We start from the raw sequence: 20,655 nt of genomic DNA, 5'->3' as shown, positions 1-20,655 counted from the left end.
CTCAATTGGTAAGGAAATAGAACCAATTTTAGCGGCTGGCAAGGAAGGATTTCGGGAGTAGTGTCGCGCCATGACATTGCTCGACGGACTCTCCCTGCTCTCCTGGCTCGACATCGCCGGCCTGACCCTGCTCGTTCTGTGCTGGTTCGGCATCGGCTGGAGAATCGAGCATCCCATGGGCGGCCCGCGCTCCGTGTCCAACATGATGCTGGCCTATCGCGAAGACTGGATGCGAGAGTTCGTCACCCGCCAGCCGCGTATCTTCGACGCGTCCATCCTGTCGACCCTGCGTCAGGGCACGACCTTCTTCGCCTCGTCCTGCATGATCGCCATCGGTGCCGGGCTGGCCCTCATCGCCAATCCGCAGCCGCTGAGCGATGTGGCGGGCGAGCTTGTCAACAACCAGTCGCCCGCAATCTTGTGGGAGATCAAGCTGCTGCCGATCCTCCTGTATCTCGTCAGCGCCTTTCTCGCCTTCGTCTGGGCGCACCGGCAATTCGGCTATTGCGCGGTACTCATGGCATCCGTGCCGAACGACCCGGAAAACCCCATATCCTATCCCCGCGCGGAAAAAGCCGCCGAATTGAACTCCCGCGCCGCGCGCAGCTTCAACCGGGGCATGCGCTCGGTCTATTACGCGCTTGGGGCAACGGCGTGGCTGGTGGGCGCGGTGCCGCTGATCCTGGGCGCGCTGGCGGTCACAGCCATGATCTGGAGACGCGAATTCGCCTCCCACAGCCGTGCCTTGCTGATGCGCGAGGATAGCTGACAGGATCGTGACCGGACAACCTGTCGGTCCTCGTGGCAGGATGGGCCCATGAAACGGTTCACAATCCCCTTGCTCGCATTACTGCTTGCCCCGCCCGCCACGGCCAACCCTGCCCTGATCGAAGCCGTCGAGGCCCGGGCGTCATCGAATGGCTGGCAATTCTCGGTCACGCTGCGGCACGGGGATGCCGGCTGGGACGACTACGCCGATGGTTGGCGCGTACTGGCGCCTGACGGAACGGTGCTCGGCACGCGGGTGCTGGCCCATCCGCATGTGAACGAGCAGCCCTTCACCCGTTCGCTTTCGGGTGTCGTGATCCCGGACTCGGTTGAGGAAGTACAGATCGAGGCCAGCACGTCGCCAGAAGGCTGGTCCGGCAAGGCGCAGCCATTCAAGCTGCCGCGCTGAGGCCTTGGCGCCGGCGGCGTCCGAAAAGGCCCATGGCCGCAAGCCCCCCACCCAGCAGGAAGACCGAAGCGGGAAGCGGCACGGCTGCGGCGGAATACTCGATGACATAGGTGGCGACATACCCATTCGTGGTGCGCCATTCGCTGCTCCACGTCGGCGAAAGAATGTAGTCGGCCCAGTGGCTGGAATTGTCCGGCTCGCCAGCGGGGAAGTTTTCCCAGCCGCTCGCCCCGATCTCTTCACCTGCCTCCGGCCCGTCCAGCCAGACCCAGTCTCCATCCGCGTTCTGCCCGCCACCCACCTGGTAATCGGCGTTGGCAAGGGAATCGACGAAATCCTGTTCTTCCTGCGAGGTGATCGTCACCAGATACCCCGTCATGCCGTCATAGGTAGACGCGGACGCCAGATCCTGCGCGTCTTCATGGGTGACCCATGCACGAACATAGTCGTACCAGTGGTCGTTGCCGCCATCCGCGGCGGACCACTGGACCACTGCGCCACTGCATGGGACGGTCGACACGGCGACCAGCGACAAGACAAGGCAGATCTTTTTCAACATCACGACGGCCTGTAAAATTCTACGCGACTTTTACAGATTGTCCTAAGTGCCAAATCGGGCGGAAGCGTGTCGCGCCAAGGCTGCTTTCGGGGTCTTTCGCGGGCGGCTCAGCGGCGCCCTTCGCGGAGCCAGGCGCCGAGCATCAGCCCGATCGAGAGCAACAGGAACAGCAGCGGCGCAACCAGCGGGATAATGGTCACATCCGCCGTCTGGTAGGCGCCGCGCGGCGTGATCCCGATCCAGCCGCGCCCGGCCGCCGTGCGGCCTTCGCGGACCTGCCGGATCCGGGGCAGCCCGTCTTCGATCCGGATCGCCCCGCCTCGGCGCATGGCAATCACGTCCGACAGCGGCTCTGCGCTGGCGATGGTCTGCTCGAATTCCTTCGGTGCGGCCGGGCCGAGCGCCACGACACCGGTCAGCTCGCCTTCAACCAGCCGGTAAAGCCCCGGCTCCTCGCCATTGAAGCGGCCGGTATAGCGCCCGGGCGCGGCTTCGGTCAGTGGCACCAGCTGCACCTGCCCATCCGGCGCTGTCACCTCGACATCCTCGGGCACCTCACCCAGCGTGCGGCGCGTCAGCGTCACGTCCAGCCCTTCGGCCGTCGCGGTGAGCGCCTCCTCCTCCAGGTCCGGCTCCTTCATCGTCCAATGCGCCAGCCGCCGCAGAAGCTCCATTTGCGGCCCGCCACCCTCGAAGCCACGCGACCACAGCCAGGCGTGATCGGAGCCCAGCAGCGCCACGCGCCCCTCGCCCACACGATCCAGCACCAGCAACGGGCGCTCCTCGATGCCCGAGAGCACGACCTGCCCGCGCTCGGGCTCCAGCTCCACCAGCCGGAACCAACGTCCCCAGCCTGGTTCATCGGAGCCTTCGTCCGCAGGGAACAGCCGGTCCAGCCCTTCTGTCACCGGGTGCTTGTTACCAGTTTCGGTGATCTGTGGCCGGAACGCCTGCTCGATCACGCGCGAGGTAGGCATGGCGGGCAGGATCTCGGAGAGCGGTGAGCGGTAGAGGCTGTCGGCGGTCGCGAAATCCGGCCCCGCCGCCACGAGGATCGCGCCCCCGCGTTCGACATAATTGCGCACATTGTCGAGATAGATCATCGGCAGGATACCGCGCCGCTTGTAGCGGTCGAAGATGATCAGGTCGAACTCGTCGATCTTCTCCAGGAACAGCTCGCGGGTCGGGAAAGCGATGAGCGACAGCTCCGTCACCGGCACGCCGTCCTGCTTCTCCGGCGGGCGCAGGATGGTAAAATGGACAAGATCCACCGAACTGTCGGATTTCAGCAGGTTGCGCCATGTGCGCTCCCCCGCATGCGGCTCGCCCGAGACCAGCAACACCCGCAGCCGGTCGCGCACGCCGTTGATCTGCACAACGGCGGCGTTGTTGCGGTCGGTCAGCTCGCCTTCGGCGGCGTCCACTTGCAGCCGCACCACGTTCATGCCGCCATGCGAGAGCGTCAGCGGCATGTCGAGATCCTGCCCCACCGGCACCTGCACCGGGAAGGGCTCCTCTGCACCGACGCCCACCATCAGCGTGACAAGCCCCCCGGCGCCTTCCGGCACCGCGCCGCTATTCTCGATGCGCAGGGTCAGGGTCACCTCCTCGCCGACAATGGCAAAGGCCGGCGCGGATTTGATCATCAGGCGGCGGTCCCAGTCCTCTTCCTGTCCGGTCAGAAGCAGGTGCAGCGGCGCGGGCAGATCCGGTGCGCGCGCGATGTCATGGACGAGGCCATCGCTCACAAGCACCGCCCCGGCAATCCGCGCCCGCGGCTGCTCGGCAGCCAGTTCGGCCAGCGCGGCCATGGCGAGCGATCCGGCATTGTCATCGCCGTCGCGCAGGGTGACCTGTCGCAGCTCCGTATCGGGCAACGCGTCCACGGCTTCCGTGATGCGGGCAATCGCGGCGTCGGTCTGCTCGGCACGCACGCCGATCTGCTGCGAGGCTGTGCGATCCACCACCATCAGCACAATATCGGAGAGCGGTTCACGCTGCTCGACCTGATAGGACGGGTTGGAAATTGCCACCAGAAGCGCGATCGCCGCCAGCCCGCGCAGCCACCAGCCGCGCCCACCGCGCCAAAGGGCGAAGCCGATCAGCAGCGCCGAGAGCGCGCAGGCGGCCCAAATCGCGGGCCACGGGAGAAGCGGGTCGAACAGGATATCGGCGGCGCGCATCATTGGCCCAACCTGTCGAGAAGATCCGGCACATGGACCTGGTCGGATTTGTAGTTGCCGGTCAGCACATGCATGATCAGGTTCACGCCAAAGCGCAGCGCCAGTTCGCGCTGCCGCTCGCCGGAGAAACCGCGACCGACCGGGAACAAGGTGTTGCCGCGCTCGTCGACCGCCCAGGCAGCCGCCCAGTCATTGCCGCCGATCACAACCGGCGTCACCCCGTCATTGAGGTTACGGAAGGGCATGCCCTCGACCTTTTCCGCATCCGCCGGCGCGGCTTCGACCCAGACATCGCGGCTGGCAAAACGGCCAGGGAAATCCTGCAAAAGGTAGAAGGTGCGGGTGAGGACGTGGTCCTCCGGGATCGGCTCCAAGGGGGGAATATCGAGCGGGCGGGCAAGCTGTTGCAGCTTGCGGCCTGCCGGGGTGCCTGAGCCGAAGCCGCCGATATCGGCATCGCGCGTGTCGAACAGGATCATGCCGCCCGAGCGCAAGTAGCGGTTCAGCTTGCCGTAGGCGACCGCCGAAGGGATCGGCTGTTCGAGCGAGATCGGCCAGTAGAGGAAGGGGAAGAATGCCAGCTCATCGGACTCCAGGTCCACCGCCACAGGATCGATAGGTTCGATCGAGGTGCGGCCGAAAAGCGTTTCCGATAAGCCGCGAAGCCCGGCAGCGGCGATCCCGTCCATCTGGCTGTCCCCGGTCACCACATGGGCCAGAACCACCTCGTTGGTCGCATAAAGCGCCAACGCATCATCGCCCTGTTGCGCCTCGGCCTCGCCACCGGGAAAGCCCAGGAGCGACATTGCCAGAAGCGCAACAGCACCGCGCCGAAGCTGCCGCAAACGCCCCGAAAGCCAGAGCGAGAGCAGGAGGTCGACCCAGAGCAGCGCCAGCGCCACCGCGAGCGCCTGCCCCTTGAGCGGGGTTTCACGCGCCACCTGAAGGCCTTCAACCGCGATCCGTGCCGGCCATTCGGCGGGCTCCAGCACGGAGTCCGGACCGAGCACGTTCAGCGCGACCCGGCGGTCTCCGCTGGCATAGAGACCGGGCGGCATCTCGCGCGCCAGCCGGCCCTCGGCCAGCCGTTCGCCCGGAACCCCGGCCAGTGTCTCGGCCAATTCCACGCGGCCATACCCGTCCAGCACCCTGTCCGCCGTCCATGTCGTGCCCGCCAGTTCTGCCGCGTCGGGCGCGGAGGGGCGCGTGGAAATGGCCAACCGCTCCAGCATCTGCACGAAAAGGCCGGAGAGCGGTAGCGTTGACCATTCGGCATTCGCCGTGACGTGGAACAGCACAACCTGCCCCTCGCCCATCCGCTTGCGCGTGACCAGCGGCGTGCCATCGGCCAGCGCAGCGATGACGCGCTCGGAAAGCTCGGGATCGGGCTGGGCCATGACCTGTGAGTTGACAACCACCTCTGACGGGATGTCGAGGCCGAAGAAAGGCGAGTCTTCGCCAAAGGGGCGCAGGCCCTTCGGCTCGCCCCAGCTCATCGCACCGCCCACCGAGCGCCCGCCTTCGCGCAGGCGCACCGGCATCAGCGGGTCCAACTCGTTGCGGCTGACATCGGAACCGGCCAGCCGCGGGCCGGCAAAGCGCACCAGCAAGCCCCCCGCCTCGACCCAGTCGACCAGCCCGTCACTCTCAGCAGGCGCGAGGCGGGCGACATCGGCCAGAATGATGGCGTCCGGGTTGGCGAGCAGCAGGTCGGCAATGTCGCCGTCGACAAGGTCTGCCGTGGGCGCCAGCGCCTGCTCGAGGTAGTGCAGCGGCGAAAGCAGCTCCAACCCCTCGCGGTCCTCCCGCCCGGCGATCAACGCAACCTCGCGCCGCTTCAGGCTGTCATCGGTGAGCGTCACCGCCCCGGCCGAACGCTGGCCCACAATCTCGAAACGCGTGACCCGGTTCCGCAGCTCCGGCGGCAGGGAAAGCTCGACCTCGGCACCGGCTTCACCGGCCTCAAAGGTCAATTGCACCGTGGCGAGTTGGCGTTCCACCCCTGCCGGGTCCAGCCCGACCGCGGCGAGTTCAGCTTCCATCTCCGGCCCGCCCCCGAGACGCAGCGCGGAAAGGCGCACCAGCCCGTCCTCGTAGATCGCCGGTTTCAGCGCAAGCACCGGGCGGCCGTTTTCCAGAACCCGCACCGTTCCGCGCGCTTCCAGCGCTTCGAGCAGCGGGGCGCGGCTTTCATCCTCCAGCCCTGAGGACAGCCAGAATGTGTCGAACCGCTCCGTCCCGAGGGCGGCGATCCAGTCGGCCTGATCCTCAGGATCGGGCAGCCACGGTTGCGGATGCAGCCCCGCCAACCGGTTGGCCCAGCGATCCGCCGACAGGAATTCCGGCGCCACCGGCGCAAGGTCGCTGCGCTGCACCAGCGCGACAGGCCGCCCTGCCCTCCCGGCTTCCTCCAGCGCGGCGTCGATCCTGTCCCGCCGCCTGGCCCAGTCGCCCGCATCGGCCCAGCCGCCATCGACAAGAACCAGCAACGGACCGGAGCCCGGCTCGTCTGTCTGGGGGTTCAGCACCGGACCGGCAAAACCGAGGATAACCAAAGCCGCTGCCAGCATCCGCAAAAGCAGCAACCACCACGGTGTCCGGTCGGTCTGGGTTTCCTCGTCGCTCAGGCCCAGCAACAGGGCCACGCCCGGAAACCGCCGCCGAATCGGTGCCGGCGGCACGGCCCGCAGCAGAATCCACAGTATCGGCAGCGCCAGCAGCCCCAGAAGCAACAGGGGCGCGGTAAATCCGAGGGGCCCGAGCATCCACATCAGCCGCTGCGCTCCAGCGCTGCATAGAGCCAGAGCAACGCTGATTGGGCGCTGTCGCCGGTATGATGGCAGTTATAGAGCCAGCCGGAAACGCGCGCGAGGCGATCCAGCCGGTCCTTGCGCTCGGCCAGGCGCTCCAGGTAACGGTCCTTCAACTCCCCGGCCTTCAGGGTTTCATGGCTGACCGTGCCGCCCATGCTTTCGAAGATCGTCCGCCCATCGAATGGGAATGTCTCCTCCACCGGGTCGAGGATCTGGAACAGCATTCCGTGCACACCGCGATCCGCAGCCTTGGCCAGAGCGGCTTCCACCGCGTCCATGTCGCCCATGAAATCCGACAGGAACACGGCACGGGCATGGGCGGGCAGCCCAGGCGTCTGCGGGATGCCGTAATCCTCCTGTGAAAGCTCACCGGTCAGCGCCTCGGCAAGGCGCACAAGCTGTACCTGCCCCGATCGGGGCGGCGCGCCGAGATTGGCCAGCCCGACCCGTTCCCCGGCCCGCACCAGCAGAACCGAAAGCGCCAGCGCCAGCAGGCGCGCACGGTCCGACTTGGTCGCCCGGTCCCGGTCGCCCGTGTAGCCCATCGAGCGCGAGCCATCGACCCAGACAACGACGCTCTGCGCGGCCTGCCATTCCTTCTGACGGATAAAATGCACGTCAGATTTCGCGGAGCGCCGCCAGTCGATCTCGCGCGCCTCGTCGCCCTGCGCAATGGGCCGGTATTGCCAGAACTCGTCGCCCATGCCCGCCCGGCGGCGCCCATGCGCGCCCAGCAGCACGGTCGAGGCCAGATGTTCGGCCTGCACCAGCAGCGGCGGCAGCACACTGGCCAGCCCCTCGGCCCGCGTTCGCAATTGCGGACCCGCCTGCGCTGTGGGGGCTATGCTCACGCGGCAACCTCGATATGGCTGACCTGTTCGGCGACGGTATGAATGAGCTGGCCCAAGCTCTCGCCGCGCGCACGGGCGGCAAAGGTCAGTGCCATGCGGTGCAGCAGCACCGGCTCGGCCATCTGGACTACATCCTCGGGCGAGGGCGCCAGCCGGCCATCGAGCAGCGCCCGGGCGCGCACCGTCAGCATCAGGCTCTGCGCCGCGCGCGGCCCCGGACCCCAGCTGACATTGCGCGTCACCTCTTCGGGCACACCCGTCTCGCCAGGGCGGAAGGCGCGCACGAGATCGAGGATCAGTTCGACAACCTTCTCGCCCACCGGCATCCGGCGCAGGACAACCTGCGCGGCCAGAAGCTCCTCGGGGGTAAAGACGGCATGGCTCTGCGCCTCCTCGATACCGGTCGTGGCCAGCAGGATGTCATGCTCCGTCTTGCGATCCGGATAGGGCACGTCGATCTGCACGAGAAAACGGTCGAGCTGCGCTTCGGGCAGCGGATAGGTGCCCTCCTGCTCGATCGGGTTCTGCGTGGCCAAAACGTGGAACGGAGCCCCGAGCGCGCGGTGCTCGCCGGCAATCGTGACCTCCTTCTCCTGCATTGCCTGCAGCAGGGCCGATTGCGTCCGCGGGCTGGCGCGGTTGATCTCGTCGGCCATCAGCAATTGGCAGAAGACCGGCCCCTCGATGAAGCGGAAATCGCGCCGGCCTCCCTCACCCGTCTCCAGCACTTCGGAGCCGAGAATATCCGCCGGCATCAGGTCCGGCGTGAACTGGATCCGGTTGGTGTTCAGCCCCATGACCGTTCCCAGCGTGTCCACGAGACGGGTTTTTCCCAGCCCCGGCAGGCCGATCAAAAGCCCGTGTCCGCCGCACAGAAGCGCCGACAGAACGAGGTCCACCACCCGTTCCTGGCCGATGAACCGCCGCGTGATCGATTCCCGCGCCTCGGCCAGTTTTCCCCCGAGGGCTTCGATTTCGGCAACAAGTTCGCTAGGTTCGGACATGATACGGTTCCTCGGGCAAATTCGTTGCGACCAGTAAGGCAGATATTTCGCGGGGAACAAATGACAAATAAGGGATCGGCGAAAATGAACAGAACACCGTCGGCCGAAAGCCTTGCCGCGAGCGCCAGCAAAGTGGCGACTTCGGGCAAGCTTCCCCCGGTTCACCTCTGGGATCCGCCGTTCTGCGGCGATCTGGACATGGAAATCCGCCGCGACGGCACCTGGTTCTACCAGGGCACGCCGATCGGCAGAGCGGCGCTCGTCAAGCTGTTCTCCACCATCCTGCGCCGCGATGGCGACGACTATTTCCTCGTGACGCCGGTCGAGAAGGTGGGGATTCGCGTGCAGGATGCGCCCTTCGTGGCAATCGACGCCAATTTTGCCGGCGAGGGCGAGGACCAGGTCATCACCTTCACGACAAATGTGGGCGACACGGTCACCGCGGGCCCCGAACACCCGATCCGCGTGGAGCGCGACCCGGAAACCGGCGAGCCGTCGCCCTACGTATTGGTGCGCGTCAACCTTGAAGCGCTGATCGACCGCAAGACCTTCTACCGGCTGAGCGAGATCGGCACACATCACGAGCAAGCTGGCCGGAAATGGTTTGGATTATGGTCGGGCGGGTGTTTCTTCCCGATGATCCCCTCCTCCGAACTGGAATAGTTGTTGAAGGATGCACAGAGAGTGGTTCATCCCTGCCGGCAGGAATGAACAGGTCGATGTTTGGCTTTTTCGGATTTCACACTCCCGGAAAAACGACTAACCCGGCGCGACGCCGAAACGAGGTTCCCATGATCCCCAAACGCTTTGAACCCTATGCCTTTGCCGCCACGCTTTCGTGCATGATGTCCTTCATCATCTCCGGCGTCTCGACCTACCGAGCGCTTGGCCTGATCGATGGTTTCTTCGGCATCTGGATTTCCAGCTGGTTCACGGCCTGGGCAATCGCCTTCCCGGTCGTGACCGTCGTGGCCCCGCTGGCGCGCCGCTTCGTGTCCCGGCTCGTTGCCCAGGAGACAGATCCGGCCATATAGTTAGGCGCTGCCTGATCCGGAATAGCCGGACATTGGCGGCGCTCCAAGGGCCTGCGGCTTTTCAAAATCGAACATACCCGCGTTTCTCGGCGAGGTCTGATCGGTCTCGTCGCGTCGTACGCCTGTCGGCCGATTCGAGCGGAGAAAGCGTAAAAATCCTTTCAAAATCAGTTGGTTTGCGAGCAGACCTGACAGACGTTCGAAAGCTTCCCCTTCCGCCTTCAGGATACTCCAGCCGAAGGCGGCTTGCATAAATGGAATATATTGGAGGTTGGACTCCCCGCGCACGAAACCTCATCCACCAAAAGAGCCGACCGCGACGAGCGTGGCCGGCTCCGGGTCTGCTCGCCTGAACCAGCGAGAAGCTGTTCAATCCTCTCGGTCGAGGCCGTTCATCGCGGCAATGAAATCTGCAAGCATCGGGACGAACAACTCGCCCTTGCCCGCGGCTTCCATCGCGCTCAAGTGATTGCGAATCACGGATTGCACAGGGTTCACGGCACTGACGCTCACGGCAAGATTGGACAGGTAGCGCATGTCCTTGTGAGCGTTGGTGATAGTGAAGCGGTGGGCGTTCTCGTCCCGCTCCATCGTCCATTTCATGAAGGTATCATAGAAGCCGTTATGCATCCGCGAGGAACCGATCACCTTGTGGAACTGTTCAACGCTCAGGCCCGATTTGCGCGCCAGCACGAGAGCTTCGGACAAGAGCGCAGCGTTGCCTAGTGACATGAAATTGTTGATCAGTTTCATCTTGTGGCCAAGTCCAACCGGCCCGAGATGGACAATATTCTTAGCCCAGCTCTGCAAAACAGGCTCAATCCTTGCAAAGGTCTCGTCATCGGCACCCACCATTGCCCCTAGCGTTCCCGCCTGGGCATTGGCCGGGGTGCCGCCGAGCGGTGCATCGGCCAGGGCCAGCCCCCTCTCGGCGAGCATTGAGGCCAGTTGTTCGGTCGAGACCGGATCGGACGTGGAGCAATCCACGATGATCGTGCCAGCCCTGGCATTGGCCGCGATCCCGCCTTCTCCTCCGATCACCGCCTCCACCTGCGGCGAGCCAGAGACGCAAATATGGATGATGTCGCATTGCGCGGCCAGCTCGGCGATGGAAGCAGCCTCCGTTGCCCCGTTCGCCAGCAGGTCCTCGACGGGGCCGCGGTTGCGATGGGCTACGACCACCAGGGGATAGCCGCCTTTCAGGATGTTCAGCCCCATGCCGTGCCCCATCAGGCCAACACCGATGAAACCGATTGTGGGTTTGGTCATTCTTCCTCCTCGGCGACATATCTGCGCCAGTCACGTTCCGTTTCGAAACCCCGCGCCAACCGGAACTTGCGGTTGGACAGCAGCGCTTCGTTCTCCCCCGAATCCTCTGTCGCGGGCAGCACCGCGATAAGGACAAGCATGAGGTTTTCTCATCTGGCAGATCGCGAACCGTCCGGTTCGACGCCGCGGGAAACCCTTTCTTCTTCATATGCGCCAACACGGGGAATTCAACATTTGTATCAGCATGATGCCACTCCTTGCGGTGCAATTCCCCATGCGCCGCCGGCCAAGCCAAAAAACACGGGGCGCTACGATTGCGCACCTTTCGCCATAGGTCACAAAAGCATATCCTGCATCTGTAATTCGCCTTCAATACAAGAGACTTGCCGCCACGGGTTGCATTGTATTCACGAACACGCATATGTAGTCGACCCGCCGACCGACCAGGAGTCCCGCCATGCTCAGATATTTTCTGCCTCTGATTGCCGCCCTGCTCCCCCTGGGAGCTATGGCCGAAGGAGCGCAACAGGTTCGATCCGTCGAGTTGACGGAATGGAAAGCCGTTTTCGGCCGGATCGAGGCGCGGGACCGTGTCCCGGCGCGCTCGCGGCTTGGTGGCACCCTGCTGGAGGTCGGCGTGGCCGAAGGTTCGAAAGTCGAGGAAGGCCAACAGATCGCGACGGTGCAGGACGAGAAACTCGCCCTTCAGCTTGGCGCCATCGACGCCACGCTGGATTCGCTGCGATCACAGCTCGAAAATGCTATGGTCGAACTGAAACGCGGCGAAAGCCTGCTGGAACGCGGCGTGACCACCGCCCAGCGGCTGGACCAGCTACGCACCCAGGTCGACGTGATCGAGGGCCAGATCGGCTCCACTGAGGCGGAAAAGAACGTGCTGCTGCAGCGCGAAGCCGAAGGTGCGGTGCTTGCGCCGATCTCCGGGACAGTCCTGAATGTCCCGGTCACCGAGGGGTCCGTTGTCCTGTCGGGCGAACAAATTGCGGAAATCGGCGGAGGCGGTTTCTTCCTTCGGCTTGCGGTGCCCGAGCGGCATGCGGGCTTCCTTGAGGAAGGGGCGGAGATCCGGATTGGTGGCGAAGGCGCCGAAACAACCGGAACGCTCGCAAAGCTATATCCGCTGATCGAGAATGGCCGGATGATCGCCGATGTCGAGGTTGAAGGCATCGCTACCGATTTCGTCGATGCCCGCGTGCTCGTCCGCCTGCCCATCGGAAAACAAGCCGCGCTTGTCGTGCCGGCCGAAGCCGTGGCGACGCGGATGGGGCTCGATTTCGTCACCATTTCCGGTGCCGAGGGCACCGCCGTGCAGCGCGCCGTCGTGATCGGGGCGATGCAGGAAGTGGACGGCGCACAGATGGTCCAGATCCTTTCGGGCGTCACGGAAGGGGAAGAACTGGTGATGGGCCATGAGTGAGCAGGATTCCCAAACCAAACTCGGGATCGCCGGAGGGCTGACCCGGGCCTTCATCCAGTCGGCGCTGACGCCGCTGATGATCCTCGCAGCACTCGCAATGGGCCTTGTGGCGCTCATCAGCCTGCCGCGCGAGGAAGAACCGCAGATCTCGGTGCCGATGGTGGATATCCATATCCAGGCGCCGGGGCTCAAGGCCGAAGATGCGGCCAAGCTGGTGACCGAGCCGATGGAAACCATCGTGCAGGGCATCAACGAGGTCGAGCATGTCTATTCCCAGACCAGCGACGATTACGCGCTGGTCATGGCGCGCTTCCTTGTCGGCACCTCCGCCGACACCGCCATTCTACGCGTGCATGACAAGGTGCGCGCCAACCTGGACCGCATCCCGGTCGGCATCGACGAGCCGTTGATCGTCGGGCGCGGCATCGACGACGTGGCCATCGTCTCGCTCACGCTCTCGCCCAAGCCCGAGGCCGGGGAGATGACCGCGAACGACCTCACCCGTATTGCCCGCGAATTGCAGGTGGAACTGTCCAAGATCTCCGATGTTGGCTTGACTTATCTGGTGGGCGAATCCCCCGAGGCGATCCGCATCGCACCCGATCCGGAGCGGCTGGCGCTCTATGGCGTGACGCTGCAACAGCTTGCCGGCAAGGTCGAGGGGGCAAACCGGGCCTTCAGCACCGGATATATCCGCGATGGCGGCGAGCAGATCTCGCTCGTGGCCGGGCAGACGCTCAAGGCGCCGGCGGATGTCGCCAACCTGCTGCTGACCACGCGGGACAACCGCCCCGTCTATGTTCGTGACGTGGCCGATGTGAGCTTCGTGCCCGACACCTCGGACAAGATCGTGGCCAATGTCGTCCGCGGCGAGGATGGCGAGATCATCCGTTCGCCCGCCGTGACGCTGGCCATCGCCAAGCGCGCCGGCTCGAACGCCGTCGTGGTGGCCGAGCAGATCCTGCACAAGGTGCACAGCCTCGAGCACGACCTGATCCCGGACACCGTGTCGATCGAGGTCACGCGCGACTATGGCGAGACGGCCAATGAAAAGGCCAACGAGTTGTTGTTCCACCTTGGCCTTGCGACGGTGTCCATCGTGGCGCTGGTGCTCTTCACCATCGGCTGGCGCGAAAGCATCGTGGTGGCGGTGGTCATCCCGGTGACGATCTTGCTGACGCTCTTTGCCGCCTGGGTGATGGGCTACACGCTCAACCGGGTGTCGCTCTTCGCGCTGATCTTCTCCATCGGGATCCTTGTGGATGACGCCATCGTGGTGATCGAGAATATCGCGCGCCACTGGGCGATGCCGGACAAGGAGAACCGGGTCAACAAGGCCATTCGGGCCGTGGCCGAGGTTGGTAACCCGACCATCGTCGCCACGCTTACCGTGGTTGCCGCGTTGTTGCCCATGCTCTTCGTTTCCGGGCTTATGGGGCCCTATATGAGCCCGATCCCGGCCAATGCCTCCGCGGCGATGATCTTTTCCTTCTTCGTGGCGGTGATCATCACGCCCTGGCTGATGGTCAAGATCGCGGGACGCGCCCCCCTCCATGACCACGGCGAAGGCCATCATGGCGGTGCTTTGGGGCGGATCTATGCCTCCGTGGCGCGTCCGCTGCTCAAGACAAAATCCGGCAGCCTGCTCTTCCTGCTGGTGGCTGCGGCCATCTCCTTTGGCTCGCTAACCGCGCTCTACACGCGGGATGTGACGGTGAAGCTCCTGCCCTTCGACAACAAGTCGGAGCTGTCGGTGGTGATCGACCTGCCCGAGGGCTCCTCGGTCGAGGCGACCGACGCCGTGGCGCAAGCCGTCGCGCGCGAGGTGCTGCAACTGGAGGAGGTCCTCTCGGTCCAGACCCATTCGGGCGACGCAGCCCCCTTCAACTTCAACGGCCTCGTGCGGCATTACTACCTGCGCGCGCAGCCGAATCTGGGCGATGTGCAGATCAACCTCGATCACAAGGCGCACCGGGAACGGACCAGCCACGAAATCGCGCTGGAAATCCGCGAGCTGATCTCGGAACTGGACGTGCCGGTCGGCACCAGTCTGAAGACGGTCGAGCCGCCCCCCGGCCCGCCGGTCATGGCAACGCTTCTGGCGGAGGTCTATGGCCCGGATGGCGAGACGCGGCGGGAAGCGGCGCGGAAGATCCGCGAGGCTTTCGAGCAGGTTCCCTTCATCGTCGATGTGGATGACAGTTTCGGTGAGCAGCCGCGCCGCCTGCGCGCGACCATCTCGACCGACCAGCTGGAATTCTTCGGCGTCGAGGAATCCGACGTCTTCACGACCCTGTCCCTGCTCAATCACGGCGCCACGGTTGGCTATTCCCATCGCGGCGAAGGTCGCTATCCGATCCCGATCACGGTCGAACGCGACAAGGCCGACCGCGTGGTGGACGAGCGCTTCCTCTCCACGCCGATCCCGGCCAATGTCCTGCCCGGCGCGCGGGGCGTGGTCGAGCTTGGCGACGTGGTGGAAATCGCCGAGGAGCACGCCTCCTTCCCGATTTTCCGTCACAACGGGCGCACCGCTGAGATGGTCACCGCCGAGCTGGCCGGGAATTTCGAGGCCCCGCTCTATGGCATGCTTGCCGTCGGCGAGGCGCTGGACGCGATGGAATGGGAGGAAGGCCAGAAGCCCGAGATCCGCCTGAACGGGCAGCCTGAGGATGAACGAACCGTCAGCTTGCTTTGGGATGGCGAATGGGAAGTGACCTGGGTCACCTTCCGCGACATGGGCGCAGCCTTTGGGGTGGCGCTTCTGGGCATCTACATTCTTGTCGTGGCGCAGTTCGGCTCGTTCAAGCTGCCGCTCGTGATCCTGACTCCGATCCCGCTGACTTTCGTCGGCATCATTGCCGGGCACTGGCTGTTCCATGCGCCCTTCTCGGCGCCATCGATGATCGGCTTCATCGCGCTGGCGGGTATCATCGTGCGCAACTCGATCCTGCTGGTGGATTTCATCCGCCATGCCGACCCGGAAAAGGACAAGGTCGAAACCCTGATCGAGGCCGGGGCTATCCGCTTCAAGCCGATCCTGCTGACCGCCGTGGCGGCCATGATCGGCGCGGCGGTGATCCTGGCCGACCCGATCTTCCAGGGGCTGGCGCTGTCGCTGCTCTTCGGCCTGCTTAGCTCGACCCTGCTGACGGTGCTCGTCATCCCGGCGATCTACCGCGTGTTCAGGACGTAGCGCTCGTAGACACGAAACAGAAAGAGCGCCGGCGGTATCCCCGGCGCTCTTTCCTTGTGGGCCTGTCCCCTCATCCCCCGGGCCAGCAAAGCCTGAAACCTCGCCACCGGTTCGCGGCCACGAGAAAACCCGGCGCGCGAGCACCGGGTTGATCGTTCAATCCGAGGGTTCCGTCTGCGCTCAGGAGAGCGGCGCACCCCTTTGGGCGGGATGGGTGGCATGGGTCATCTCGTCCACGGATGCCATGCCGGCGACCACGAGTTCGGCATCATCATGCGACAAGACGCGATAGCGCTGCGTCGTTTCGGGCCAGATCGCTTCCTCGACCGACCGCGGTGCCCCAACTTCGGACGCCCGGCAATGCGCGAGCGCCTGTCCCTCCACAAAAACCATCTGATCCTCGGCAAAGGACAATGTCACCACAACCACGCGATCTTCGGGCAGCACCTTGCGGACGCCGTGCAGACCCAGAAGCTCGGTGGACTCCAACGCTGCGAAGGGGTCGCCAAGATAAGCCTCGGCGAAATCGCTTTCCACCAGAACGGCCTGACCTTCGGGCAGAAGCATCTGGCGGCGGTTGCCGATCGTGCCGGCTGGGATGGACAGCAACGGGCGCAGCATCGTCATTTCAGTGGCCTGGTGACAGGGCATCGGATGCAACCGGCGGGTGACCCCCGTGATCTCCTGCAAATCGTCATCGAAGGTCATGACCATGTCGCCGACACCGATCTTTTCAGCGGGCATCCAGCCAGCCTCGGTTGCCACGAGCGTACCAGCGACGAGACCGCCTTGCTGATCGGCCGCACGCGGGACATCCCTGTCCTGCCATCCGCCCGTCAGCGCCCCTCTTTTTGTCCAGTCCAGCATCGCTTCATCCTTCGTTCACGGAAGCAGAATCCGCCCCTGTTCATAGTTAACAAGGCATTACCTAAGGGACGGCAATTCGCCCGGAAAAAGACAAGATTGAGGCATTGTTCGCCCATTCACTCCAATTGCGCTCACTGGAGCATTTTATCTCCGTAAAATGTGCAATCCGCTTCAGCCAACCTGCGGATCACCGTATGCCTCACCCGAAAGCCGCCCGAAATCCCGCCGTTGTTCCCATTCCACGGCTCGGCTATCCTTGACGTCAAAGAGGCGGAGCAGGCCCATGACAGCGCTCAAACAATTCAGCCGGCTGGAATGTCCCGGCATCTGGCGCCCCGAACCGGAGGCGCAGCGGCAGGATGTGATCGTGTCCTTCGGCGATGCTTCGCTCGTGATCTCCGATCGCAACAACAGCGCACTCAGCCATTGGTCGCTTGCAGCGGTCGTGCGGATGAACCGCAGCGAAGAACCCGCGCTCTACACGCCGTCGGCCGAAGCCACCGAAACCCTTGAGATCGAAGACCCGACAATGATCGAGGCCATCGAGACCGTGCGTGGCGCCATCTTGAAGTCGCGTCCACGGCAAGGGCGGTTGCGGCTCGTCCTGTTGACGGCGGTTCTTGTGACACTTCTGGGGACCGCCGCGCTATGGCTGCCACAAGCGCTCCTCCGGCACACGATGAGCGTGGTCCCCGGGCCAACGCGTACCGAGATCGGCACGCAGCTCTTCACCGCCATCGGCCGTGTATCGGGCAGCCCCTGCCGCAGCCCACGTGGCGACCAGGCTTTGGCGCGCATGCATGCAAGGCTGCTCGAACCGGGCAAAGGGGCGCTGCTCGTGGTACCCGAGGGGGTTCCCAGCACGGTCTCGCTTCCGGGCGGGGTGATACTCCTGAACCGCTCCCTCGTGGAAGATCACGAAACCCCGGACGTGGTTGCAGGCTTCATCCTGGCCGAAGCCGAACGGCAGGCGCAAACCGATCCACTGCAGGCGGTGCTGGAAACGGCAGGCCTTGTGCCGACCCTACGGCTTCTGACGACGGGGCACATGACCGAGGACACCTTGCAGGCCTATGCCGAAAGCCTCACCGCCACACAGCCGCCCGGCGTGGACGAAGCGCGGCTGCTGGAACGTTTTGCGGCGGCAACGGTGCCTTCGACGCCCTATGCCTATGCGCTGGACGTCACGGGGGAGAGCACGCTGGGCATGATCGAAGCCGACCCGATGCGCGGAGGAGAAAGCCGCAAACCGGTTCTGGATGACAGCGACTGGGTGGCGCTTCAGGGGATCTGCGGCAATTGAACAGCCCTGAACGGCGGCGCCCCGCCCGGGGTTACGGGCGGGGCGCTAGCCTGGATGAGACCTGCCTGGCCTCTTTCTTCTTGGTTGTTATTCTCTTGCTCTAGCGTCGGATAAAGGCATCCGCATACCCGATGCTGCGTGTCCTGTTCAGGGCTGCCTGCGTGCGCGCCTCGCTCTCGAACGGCCCCGCGATCACGACATAGAGGTTCTTCCCACCGCTTCGGCCCTGCATGATCCGCACGGGAAGGCCCTGCGCCTGCAGCCGGCCAGCCGTTGCAGTGGCATTGTCGGGTTCCCGAAAGCTGGCAACCTGCACATTGCGGTGACGCGGAGCGGCCTGTGCCTTGCTCGAAGCGCGATAAGTCGTCTGGCCGGTTTGCGTGGATCGATAGCCTTGGAGTTCGAGCCCTTGTTGCCCGGCTTCGGGACTCACCAGCTTGCGCGGCACATCCTGCGTCCAGATCCGGTTCATCTCGGCAGTTCCCGCAAGCGTCCGTTCGCCACGGTTCGGATTGTGCCGCCCCTCGCCGAACGCATAGCGGTAACCGTTCGGCAACTTGGGCAGCTTGTAGACCGGCTTGGGAAGCTCGGGAGCGACGGATTCTCCCGACGCCAGAACCAGCGAGGCCTGTGCGGAAGCCCTTGCCCGGTCGCAGCGAATGGCGTCACCCGGCTGGGCAATATAGCTGTAGCTGGCGCCGCTGCGCGACGGACAGGTCACGCGCACCGTCTTGCTCGCCCGTTGAACAGTGGTTCTGGTCGAGGCCGTGCTATGCGTGCTGGCAGGGCGCGGGCGCGTTGAGTTGGGTTTCGCCGCGCTGGCCTGGATCGCCGTGGGGGCCGCGACTTCCGGTTGAGACGCGTTGGCAGCGGGTGTTTCCACGAGGGTCTCAGGGGCCTTGGCGGTTTTCGCCTCGAAGCTCGGTTCAAGGCCGCAGATCTGGGTCCGGTCCGGGTTCAGACGTGGCAGCCAGCGCGTCTCGCCTCCGAACTCTGCACGTATGAAGGCGCAACCGGTCGCGTCCACGAATTGCGCCCCGGAAAAACTGGCCGGCGGATTTTCCGCCGGTGCCTGCATCGCCTTGCCCGTATTTGCGAGTCCCGTACCGGTCAATGTTGCGACCGACAGCAGGGACATCAACGTCCCCCGCAAGATCATGGTTGCTCCCACAATATGTTGCGGGGGAGGATGCCGGATCGTCCGAATCCTGTAAAGGGAATTCTTGCCGATTGCCTTGTTTACTTGGTGCCGAACATCCGGTCGCCCGCATCACCGAGACCCGGCACGATGTAGCCATGCTCGTTGAGGTGGCTGTCCAGCGCCGCGGTGACGATCGGAACATCGGGGTGGGCTTGCTTCATCCGGGCAACGCCTTCAGGTGCGGCGAGCAGGCAAAGAAAGCGGATATTCGTGGCGCCAGCTTCCTTCAGCAGGTCGATGGCAGCGGCCGAGGAATTGCCCGTGGCCAGCATCGGGTCGACGACGATGACGAGGCGGTCAGCCATCTCTGGCGGCACCTTGAAGTAATACTGCACCGGCTCGAGCGTCTCCGGGTCACGGTAGAGGCCGACAAAGCCCACCCGTGCTGCGGGGATCAGCTCCAGGATTCCGTCCAGCAGACCGTTTCCGGCACGCAGGATCGAAATCAGTGCCATCTTCTTGCCGGACAGCTTCGGCGCCTGCATCTCGGTGATCGGCGTCTCGATGGTGACCTGCTCGGTGTCGAGTTCGCGGGTAACCTCGTAGGCGATGAGCTGGGAGATCTCGCGCAGGAGCTGCCGGAACTTGTGCGTGGACGTGTTCTTGTCGCGCATGATCGTGAGCTTGTGCTGCACCAGAGGGTGATCGACGACGGTCAGATGGTCATACATCGGCTTCTTCCAGTTTCTTCAGAATGGCGGATCGGGTCGTTTCATCACAGAACGCGGCCTCGGCGGCAACCCGGTTGAGCGCGGCAAAATCTTCCTCTGTCCAACCGAAGGCATCCGCGAGCCGCGCGTATTCGTGGCTCATGGTGGTATGGAAGAAGGGCGGATCGTCGGTCGAGACCGTTACCTTGACGCCCGCATCGCGCAGCTTCGCGATCGGATGGGCGTTCCAGTCGGGATAGATCCCGAGCGCAACATTCGAGCCGGGGCAAACTTCCAGCACGATACCGGCCGCCACGAGATAGTCGACCAGGGCCGGGTCTTCGATCGCGCGCACCCCGTGGCCGATCCGTTCCACGCCGAGATCCTCGATACTCTCGCGGATGCTGCTCGGCCCTCGCCATTCCCCGGCATGATTTGTCAGATGCAGCCCGGCCTCGCGGGCGCAGTCGAAGGCCCATGTGAAATCACGCGGATGGCCGCGATTCTCGTCGCCGCCCATCCCGAACCCGACGATCCAGTCCCCTACCGTCTCCGCTGCACATATGGCGGGCGCCTTGGCCCTTTCAGGGCCGAAATGGCGGATAGGGGTGACGATCCCTTTCAGGATCGGCCCGCCCTGCGCCTCGATGACGGCGCTCGCTTCCTGCATGGCAGCAAGGTACTCGCGCCAGGCCGCAAGATCGCCGCCACCACAGAAATCGGGCGAAACAAAGGTTTCGGCATAGATCACGCCATGTTCGGCAAGACTCTCCAGAACGGAGGTGGTCAACCGGGCGTAATCTTCCGGGCTTTGCAGAACCGAGGTCGCCGCCTCGTAGACACGCAGGAAATCGACGAAACCACTATAGGAATAATCGCCGTTCTCATCGAAAATGCCGGACAGATCGACATGTTTTTCCCCTGCCAGTGCCCGGACGAAACCGGGTTGCGCCGCGCCTTCAAGATGCAGATGCAGTTCGATCTTGGGAATGGATTTCATTCGGGCGGTCCCTCTGTAACACAAGAGAACTTCTACCGGCAAAAGCGGTCACTTCAAAAGCGGGAATGCGCGGGTTCGGGGCGGATGGAGGGGGGCGTTGCCCCCCGCGCCTT

The 20,655-nt window shown here is 64.3% G+C and carries 19 protein-coding genes; 7 read left to right on the top strand and 12 right to left on the bottom strand.

The genetic code is table 11. The features are described from left to right. Positions 1-70 precede the first annotated feature (70 nt). Positions 71-769 (top strand): DUF599 domain-containing protein, encoded by a 699-nt coding sequence (locus tag AX756_RS13735; RefSeq protein WP_068312383.1) that lies wholly within the window; start codon positions 71-73, stop codon positions 767-769. Positions 770-817: 48 nt separating this feature from the next. Next, positions 818-1,177, top strand: a complete 360-nt coding sequence (locus tag AX756_RS13730; RefSeq protein ID WP_068312381.1) for a hypothetical protein — start codon at positions 818-820, stop codon at positions 1,175-1,177. Here the strand turns inward: AX756_RS13730 and AX756_RS13725 are convergent. The 5 genes from AX756_RS13725 to AX756_RS13705 form a co-directional block, all read right to left on the bottom strand. Beyond that, a complete protein-coding gene (locus AX756_RS13725; protein ID WP_068312377.1) occupies positions 1,161-1,736 on the bottom strand; it encodes a VPLPA-CTERM sorting domain-containing protein in 576 nt (191 codons plus the stop codon). The two genes, AX756_RS13730 and AX756_RS13725, sit on opposite strands and share 17 nt — an antisense overlap. A gap of 107 nt (positions 1,737-1,843) precedes the next feature. Further along, on the bottom strand, positions 1,844-3,919 hold the full coding sequence (locus AX756_RS13720; protein ID WP_068312715.1) for a hypothetical protein: 2,076 nt from the start codon (positions 3,917-3,919) through the stop codon (positions 1,844-1,846). After that, positions 3,919-6,690: a DUF4159 domain-containing protein gene (locus tag AX756_RS13715; RefSeq protein ID WP_068312374.1), complete on the bottom strand. Its 2,772-nt coding sequence runs from the start codon at positions 6,688-6,690 to the stop codon at positions 3,919-3,921. The genes AX756_RS13720 and AX756_RS13715 overlap by 1 nt, the downstream gene beginning before the upstream one ends. Further along, the gene (locus AX756_RS13710; RefSeq protein WP_231701061.1) at positions 6,690-7,583 is read right to left on the bottom strand and encodes a DUF58 domain-containing protein; all 894 of its coding nucleotides are present in this window, start codon (positions 7,581-7,583) and stop codon (positions 6,690-6,692) included. The genes AX756_RS13715 and AX756_RS13710 overlap by 1 nt, the downstream gene beginning before the upstream one ends. Then, the gene (locus AX756_RS13705; protein WP_068312369.1) at positions 7,580-8,587 is read right to left on the bottom strand and encodes an AAA family ATPase; all 1,008 of its coding nucleotides are present in this window, start codon (positions 8,585-8,587) and stop codon (positions 7,580-7,582) included. The genes AX756_RS13710 and AX756_RS13705 overlap by 4 nt, the downstream gene beginning before the upstream one ends. An 84-nt stretch (positions 8,588-8,671) precedes the next feature. On the opposite strand from AX756_RS13705, the gene AX756_RS13700 reads away from it, so the two are divergent. Both AX756_RS13700 and AX756_RS13695 read left to right on the top strand, forming a co-directional pair. Continuing rightward, entirely contained in the window at positions 8,672-9,250 is a 579-nt protein-coding gene (locus AX756_RS13700) for a DUF1285 domain-containing protein (RefSeq protein WP_068312366.1), read from the top strand. A gap of 128 nt (positions 9,251-9,378) precedes the next feature. Then, positions 9,379-9,621, top strand: a complete 243-nt coding sequence (locus AX756_RS13695) for a DUF2798 domain-containing protein (RefSeq protein ID WP_068312363.1) — start codon at positions 9,379-9,381, stop codon at positions 9,619-9,621. Here AX756_RS13695 and AX756_RS13690 read toward each other — a convergent pair whose 3' ends face one another. The 3 genes from AX756_RS13690 to AX756_RS25655 form a co-directional block, all read right to left on the bottom strand. Then, positions 9,622-9,909, bottom strand: coding sequence for a hypothetical protein (locus AX756_RS13690; RefSeq protein ID WP_156461499.1), 288 nt, complete (start codon positions 9,907-9,909; stop codon positions 9,622-9,624). An 81-nt stretch (positions 9,910-9,990) separates the two neighbouring features. Next, positions 9,991-10,890 (bottom strand): NAD(P)-dependent oxidoreductase, encoded by a 900-nt coding sequence (locus AX756_RS13685; RefSeq protein ID WP_068312357.1) that lies wholly within the window; start codon positions 10,888-10,890, stop codon positions 9,991-9,993. Next, the gene (locus AX756_RS25655; protein WP_156461498.1) at positions 10,887-11,030 is read right to left on the bottom strand and encodes a hypothetical protein; all 144 of its coding nucleotides are present in this window, start codon (positions 11,028-11,030) and stop codon (positions 10,887-10,889) included. Before AX756_RS25655 ends, AX756_RS13685 begins: the two co-directional genes overlap by 4 nt. Positions 11,031-11,347: 317 nt before the next feature. On the opposite strand from AX756_RS25655, the gene AX756_RS13680 reads away from it, so the two are divergent. Both AX756_RS13680 and AX756_RS13675 read left to right on the top strand, forming a co-directional pair. Continuing rightward, positions 11,348-12,325, top strand: a complete 978-nt coding sequence (locus AX756_RS13680) for an efflux RND transporter periplasmic adaptor subunit (protein WP_068312354.1) — start codon at positions 11,348-11,350, stop codon at positions 12,323-12,325. Next, on the top strand, positions 12,318-15,521 hold the full coding sequence (locus AX756_RS13675; RefSeq protein ID WP_068312350.1) for an efflux RND transporter permease subunit: 3,204 nt from the start codon (positions 12,318-12,320) through the stop codon (positions 15,519-15,521). The genes AX756_RS13680 and AX756_RS13675 overlap by 8 nt, the downstream gene beginning before the upstream one ends. A 180-nt stretch (positions 15,522-15,701) precedes the next feature. Here AX756_RS13675 and AX756_RS13670 read toward each other — a convergent pair whose 3' ends face one another. Further along, entirely contained in the window at positions 15,702-16,388 is a 687-nt protein-coding gene (locus AX756_RS13670; protein WP_068312347.1) for a Hint domain-containing protein, read from the bottom strand. A 283-nt stretch (positions 16,389-16,671) separates the two neighbouring features. On the opposite strand from AX756_RS13670, the gene AX756_RS13665 reads away from it, so the two are divergent. Continuing rightward, entirely contained in the window at positions 16,672-17,691 is a 1,020-nt protein-coding gene (locus tag AX756_RS13665; protein ID WP_068312343.1) for a hypothetical protein, read from the top strand. 100 nt (positions 17,692-17,791) lie between these two features. Here AX756_RS13665 and AX756_RS13660 read toward each other — a convergent pair whose 3' ends face one another. The 3 genes from AX756_RS13660 to AX756_RS13650 all read right to left on the bottom strand — a co-directional run bounded on the left by AX756_RS13660 (position 17,792) and on the right by AX756_RS13650 (position 20,542). Then, a complete protein-coding gene (locus AX756_RS13660) occupies positions 17,792-18,850 on the bottom strand; it encodes an SPOR domain-containing protein (RefSeq protein WP_068312340.1) in 1,059 nt (352 codons plus the stop codon). Positions 18,851-18,930: 80 nt separating this feature from the next. Continuing rightward, positions 18,931-19,563, bottom strand: coding sequence for a uracil phosphoribosyltransferase (gene upp, locus AX756_RS13655; RefSeq protein ID WP_068312337.1), 633 nt, complete (start codon positions 19,561-19,563; stop codon positions 18,931-18,933). Beyond that, positions 19,556-20,542, bottom strand: coding sequence for an adenosine deaminase (locus AX756_RS13650; protein WP_068312334.1), 987 nt, complete (start codon positions 20,540-20,542; stop codon positions 19,556-19,558). Before AX756_RS13650 ends, upp begins: the two co-directional genes overlap by 8 nt. Positions 20,543-20,655 lie beyond the last annotated feature (113 nt).

Origin of the sequence: Aliiruegeria sabulilitoris (assembly GCF_001558155.1) — a bacterium.
GTDB classification, from domain to species: Bacteria; Pseudomonadota; Alphaproteobacteria; order Rhodobacterales; family Rhodobacteraceae; genus Tropicimonas; species Tropicimonas sabulilitoris.
The sequence above is the reverse complement of the archived record's forward strand: the minus strand, read 5'-3'. Positions and strand labels throughout refer to the sequence as shown.